This window comes from Allomesorhizobium camelthorni (assembly GCF_011045125.1).
GTDB classification, from domain to species: domain Bacteria; phylum Pseudomonadota; class Alphaproteobacteria; order Rhizobiales; family Rhizobiaceae; genus Allomesorhizobium; species Allomesorhizobium camelthorni.
This window is the reverse complement of the sequence record NZ_JAAKZF010000060.1, coordinates 24361-30535: the sequence shown is the minus strand read 5'-3', so window position 1 is coordinate 30535 and position 6175 is coordinate 24361. Positions and strand designations below refer to the sequence as shown.

The 6175-nt window shown below is 55.2% G+C and carries 4 protein-coding genes; all 4 read right to left on the bottom strand.

Translation table 11 applies throughout. The features are described 5' to 3' along the window. Positions 1-209: 209 nt before the first annotated feature. On the bottom strand, positions 210-1358 hold the full coding sequence (locus G6N73_RS26790) for a CaiB/BaiF CoA transferase family protein (protein ID WP_165033015.1): 1149 nt from the start codon (positions 1356-1358) through the stop codon (positions 210-212). A gap of 410 nt (positions 1359-1768) precedes the next feature. Then, on the bottom strand, positions 1769-2932 hold the full coding sequence (locus G6N73_RS26785) for an acyl-CoA dehydrogenase family protein (RefSeq protein ID WP_165033014.1): 1164 nt from the start codon (positions 2930-2932) through the stop codon (positions 1769-1771). Between the two features lie 158 nt (positions 2933-3090). After that, the gene (locus tag G6N73_RS26780) at positions 3091-3867 is read right to left on the bottom strand and encodes a crotonase/enoyl-CoA hydratase family protein (RefSeq protein ID WP_165033013.1); all 777 of its coding nucleotides are present in this window, start codon (positions 3865-3867) and stop codon (positions 3091-3093) included. A gap of 77 nt (positions 3868-3944) precedes the next feature. Next, a complete protein-coding gene (locus G6N73_RS26775) occupies positions 3945-6053 on the bottom strand; it encodes an acetate--CoA ligase family protein (protein WP_165033012.1) in 2109 nt (702 codons plus the stop codon). Between the last annotated feature and the right edge of the window lie 122 nt (positions 6054-6175).

Sequence of the window (6175 nt, the reverse complement as noted above, 5' to 3'; positions counted from 1 at the left end):
CATTGAGTCATTGAGCCTCGTATTTCAAACAGCTCCTTTCCCCGACGGCTTCTGGTGCCGAGGCGCTATGGATGACTAAGGGCCCTCCCCCGCTGGGACACTATGACGAGAAAGCTGAGCTCGTCTCCTGACGCGTGGACGACGTCCGCGGCCAAAGCGGATTGAGTCACCTTCCGAGAGAACTGAGATATTCGATCCATGAAGGAAGCTTACGCCGATCCCAGGACACCCGAGCGCCTGAGGTTCTCGATCCTATCCTCGTTGTAGCCGAGATCGGATAAGATGTTTGTGGTGTGCGCTCCGAGGGCTGGTACAGAAGTCAGTTCAGGCGACGGTGTTGATGAGAAGCGCGGAGCTGCAGTTGCTTGTAAGACACCGTCGACTGTTCGGTAAACATCGCGTGCCACCATATGAGGATGCACCGCTGCCTCTGGCATCGATAGGAGAGGCGCGAAGCACGTATCGGTACCTTCGAGCAACTCACTCCATTCCGCTCGGGTTTTGGTCTTGAACAGTGCGGCGAGCTCCTCTCCGAGCGGTCCCCAGACGCCCGGGTTGTGTCTTTGATTTTCGGCGAAACGCCCATGGTGATCGAGACCTAAACGCCTGATAAGTTCCGTGTAAAATTGGGGTTCCATAGCCTGCAAAACGATCCACTCACCGTCTGAGCAGACGTAAGTACGGTCGAAATGCCTCCCGAGAGCCCCTGGCCGGGTGTTTGCGATAGAGAGGTCGTATTCGATGGGAAGAAACGATACTAAGAGGTTCAACAGGTGGGCCGAGCCATCGACCATAGCTGCATCGATCACCTGCCCAGTGCCATCTTTTCTAGCCCGCAGTATTCCAGCGAGAATTCCAACAGTTAGATAGAGAGCCCCTCCGGCTATATCGCCCAGGATTGTGGGAGGTGCTTCAGGAGGCTGACGAGGCTGGGTTGAAATCCATAGAGCGCCGGAAAGAGCAATGTAATTAGCGTCGTGTGCCGCAGCCTTCGACAAAGGACCATACTGTCCCCATCCGGTCATCCGGCCGTAAACTAGTGATGGCCGACGAGCGAGGCAAACATCGGGTCCTATTCCGAGGCGTTCCATGACACCTGGGCGGTTGCCTTCGATCAAAGCATCGGCACCGTCGATCAGTTCCAAGAACGTGTCCACTGCTCCCGGCTTCTTCATGTCCAGAACAATTGAGCGTTTGCCACGACTGCATATCGACCAAGGTCGCGGAGCGCCCGCGTCTTTTGCTGGGCGCTCCACCGCAATCACGTCAGCCCCTAAGTCGGCAAGTAGCATGCCGCAAAATGGCCCCGGCCCCATACCGACCATTTCCACGATCTTGACGCCGCTGAGTACTCCCATCGATCATATCCCTGTTGGTAAAGTTTCGTAGACCATACGACAATGGCTAGCGGAAAAGGCGCCACATCAAGTATTTGTCCGTATTGCGCGAAAACCGCTCGCTAGGAAGGCGAATTAAAGTCATTTGCCAAGTGACTTTTTTGCGAGCTTTTGGCCTATGTTGAGAGCACGTTCCTATATATCAAGCGCTCCATTCCCCTGTTCAGGATGGAGAAGCATCGAGTTTTCCCTACCTTCCGCCGCCGGACGTCTTATTAGCCGGTCTCCAGGTTGGGCAGTGCGCCTTCTCACTAAGAGGTCAGAAGACGAGGTGGCATAATCTCCTAAGCGACTTGCTCTCATCTGCAACATAAATACAGGCGTCCCAACACACTCGCAGTATCCGTACTCTGGCGACGGTCGTTCGTGATTCATGCTCTTCTCGCGAGCATGAGCTCCCGGTTGACAATGTGACGCTGGATCTCAGAGGTGCCTTCCCAGATCCGCTCAGCCCGTGCATCACGATAGATCCGCTCCAACGGAAGATCAGTCATCAAGCCCATACCACCGCAGGTCTGGATCGCCTGATCTGCAACGCGCCCTAGCATTTCGGAGCACCAGACTTTTGCCATCGCGCAGTCTTGAGCGACCGAAGGAAATTTCTGGTCAACTCTCCAAGCCGTATTCATCAGAAGGAGGTCGCCAAGCCGGATATCGATTGCCATGTCAGCCAGCGGAAAACCTATTCCTTGAAACTTGCCGATCGGCTGGCCGAATTGCCGGCGCCGGGCAGCGTAGTCGGCAGCAACTTCAAAGGCCCGTTCGGCGCGCGCCTGACACACTGCGGCGACGGAAAGGCGGCCGCCTCCCAGCCAATCGGTGACCAGTTTGAAACCCTCGCCCTCCTCGCCAACCATCTGCCAGCCGCCAACCCGTACATTGTCGAAGTGCAGGATGTCGTTGGTGTGTCCGCGATGGCCCAACTGGTCATAACCCTTCGCGACTGTTAACCCCGGCGTATCAAGATCAATAAGGAAACAAGAGACTGTTTTCTTAACTCCAGTCGACGTCTGCTCCTCGCCGGTCGCGGCGAAGAGGATTACAAACTGGGAGCGCAGCGCATTCGAGATAAAGTGTTTGGTCCCATTGATAATCCAATCGGATCCGTCTTTGACGGCCCGGGTCTTCATCCCCCTCAGGTCAGATCCTGCATCGGGTTCAGACATAGCTATGCATTCGCGCTTCTCGCCGCGCATGACAGGTTCCAGGAAATGAGCAATTTGGTCGCCCTTGCATGCCGCCATAATATTGAAGGGTCGACGTACAGCTTCAGCCAATGCATTAGAAGCGCGCGAAAGGCCCTTCTCTACAAGCGTCAATGATACGCAGTCGAGTCCACCGCCCCCGACACTTTCGGGTAAATTACAGGCATGAAGGCCAATGGCGATACCCTTACGGCGGATTTCCAAATCTAGCTCACGTGGAAGGTCCCCCGTCCTCTCCAGCAATTCCTCGTGTGGAATTAACTCTCTCTCACAAAATTCCCTAGCAGTGTTATAAATAAGCTTTTGCTCGTCAGTAAGTTCGAAGTCCATATGCGCTTTCTATCTTTGTTTTTTCGGAGACCATTTTTCCGTCTGGCTAAAATGAAATCAAAAAATAGGAATGAAGGGGCGCTGGGGCGCTGGCGCTGATCTAATCCCGGTGAAACCCGTGGATTAGTGACGAAGCCAAGAAGACGCGGCGTCGAATGCTATCGCCCTTTCCACACCGGCTTGCGCTTTTCGGCGAAGGCCCGCAGGCCCTCGCGCTCGTCCTCCGAATTGAATACCTTCTTAGCGATCGGCAGCTCTATTAACTGTTTCTCGTCTGCCTCTGCATCTCGATTGAACAACTGAAATATGATCTCTTTACTTGCCGCCACTGCAAGCGGTCCATTTTCAAGCAGCGATTCAGCCAACTTCAGCGCTTCCTCGAGGGCTTTGCCTGGTTCGGTTAGGTAATTCACGATACCAAAGCGCTCCAAGTAAGGAGCATCCTTGAAAGCCCCTGTGAGGCAGAGTTCCATTGCTAGGTGGTACGGCATTCGCCGTGGAAGGCGTATTAGACCGTTGGTCGCCAGCAAGTTGTGACGAACCTCGGGTAGGCCAAACTTGGCGTCGCGTGCCGCCACAATCATATCGCATGCCAAACATGTCTCAAAGCCGCCGGCAAGCGCATAACCCTCAACCGCCGCGATCAGTGGCTTTGACGGCGGACGTCCCATGATTCCAAAGTCCCCCCGCTCAAGTGCGGGAGGAGGTCCATCCCTTTCTGCCGCTTTCAAGTCCATGCCAGACGAGAAATTGCCCCCCGCGCCGGTAAGAACGCCTACAAACAGATCGTCCTCGTTATCAAGTAGATCCATCGCCGCCTGCATTGCCACGGTCGTAGCTATGTCGAAAGCATTTCTCACTTTGGGGCGATTAATAGTGATGACTAAAATATGGCCCCGGCGCTCGGTTAAAACTTGACTGTATTCCTCGCTCATTTAACTCTCCTGTACCCAATCATGCGGGATCATAGATCATATTGTTCCCTCGCCCTTCGTCAGGGCCAGTGCGGCAGCTACCGAGCAAGACGCATCACTGCATCGACGGCGACCGCCCCCTGCCCCAGGGGCCGCACGATCAGCGGATTGATTTCGGCTTCGACGAAACAGTCCCCGTTTGAGATGGCGAACTGGGCAAACTTTTGGATGGTGTCCACCGCCGCTTCGACGTCGCCCTTCGTCCGCCCTCGCCAACCGTCAATAAGCTGGAAGAGTCTTAGACCGCGCAGAGTCTCGGCAATCGTAGCACGCGAGGCGGGCAGCAGGACTGTGGCAGTGTCTCGCAGGAGTTCCGCCTCCGTGCCACCCATGCCGATGGTTAGGGCGAGACCTATCCCGTCAATCCGGCGTATGCCTACAAGCAACTCGCCGACTCCGTCCTTTACCATCTCTTCGACCAGGTAGTCCGAAACGGCGATCTTTTCGGCCGATTCCTTCAATCTGGCTGCTATGCTGCGAACGGCTTGCCACGCCTCCTCCGGCGTACCCAAACGAAGCACAACAGCACCCAACTCGCTCTTGTGGGAGAGATCCGCGCTGAGCGCCTTGACCACTACTGGGAACACCAGGCCTTCAAGGCTTGTTGACTGACTCGTTTTCACCACGACACTTCGAGGCACAGGAATTCCGACGTTGGCAAGTTCAGCTTTCGCCGACGCCTCGTCGAGAGCAATTGAGCTGGTCACATTTACCGAATTGAGCGGCAAAAGGATTTCCTCGTCACTCTTTCGCGCAACGATTTCCGCAAGTTCCGACGAACGGATAGCATTCGAAACCGCACGTAGGCCGTCTTCCAATCCCTGAAGCGGTGCCAATCCGTTAGCAATCATGCGTTCGCGGACACTTCTTGAAAGCATTTCCGGCATCGTGTTGACAAAAGCTGCGGGCAAGCCGCGCTCTCGGGCAGCTTGTGCGAACACCGTTGTGTTAATGTCCCAAGTCGTTGGGTCCCAACCGCCCTCTGGCGGGTAGCACATGATATTTACTGCGACGTCAAGGTCGTCCGACAGGAAAGCCCGGTAAATATCGAGAGTCCGCTTTTCATCCTCGGCCGAACTAACAATATCTAGAGGGTTGGCAGCATGGACGTAAGGCGGCAAGTGCTTCTCTATTTCTTTTGCCGCCCCTGCTGAAGGAGGCTGAAGATCAAGACCGTTCGCTTCGGCAATATCAGAACCGAGTACTGCGTACGTCCCTGAACTCGTGGCGTAGGCAGTACGGCGTCCTTTCACCTTTGGCGCATGCACGAGCATCTTGAGGGTTTCGAGTGCTTCGGTGTGAGTACCCACCTGAACAAAGCCAAGTCGCCTAAACAGCGCCGAAGCTACCGTGTCGTCGCCCGCAAGCGAAGCTGTGTGCGATTGCGTGGCGCGCTGCCCGGCAGTTGTGCGCCCGCCCTTGATGGCGATCACTGGAATTCCTTTACGCGCAGCCCTAAGCGCCGCAGCGGACAGTGCGGCCGAATTTCTGATGCTTTCAAAATAGATATTCACAGCGCGAATGCGTTCATCGTCCAAAACTACGTCCAGGACGTCGGCTGCAGTTATCATCGCCTGATTACCGAGGCCAACAGAGTAGGCTACCGGCAGCGACCGATCGGATGAACCCAAGTCAGAGAGGTACGATCCTCCGTTGCTTATGAGCGCAACACTTCCGTTTTGATCATGCTCCCCGAAATGATCCATCATGAAAACAGATCGATCGGCGAAATTGGCAACACCCGGACAGTTCGGACCGATTATGGGCATTTCACCGGCGGCAGCCACCAGATCGCGCTGCGATTGTTCTCCACCACGCATTTCTGAGAAGCCAGCACTGTTACAAATCGCACCAGCGACACCAATTGCCGACAGCTCACCTACCACGCCTACTACGTTCTCCTTTGGCACAGCTATGAATGCGACCTCCGGAACGTCTGGAAGGCTGGCGATGTCAGGCACACAAGAAATGCCCGCGAGGTCGCTACGACGCGGATTGACGACATAAATACGTCCTTGAAATCCGCGCGCACGACAATTCTCAATGGCCGGTATCAGCGACGCTCCGCCGATAAATACCGCACTCTGCGGCGCCAACATGCGTTTGAGACGTGCCCGCCTGTTCTCCAGTGCGATGTTGCTGTTCAAAACGTTGACTCCCCTTAGTGCTGTGTCGTGGCATGCTGCTCAAGCCCGAGGCCATCCTCATATAACAACGAGGCTCACCCGGAGATTCGAAATAAAATCATCCGGTTGATTACTTTTTTACG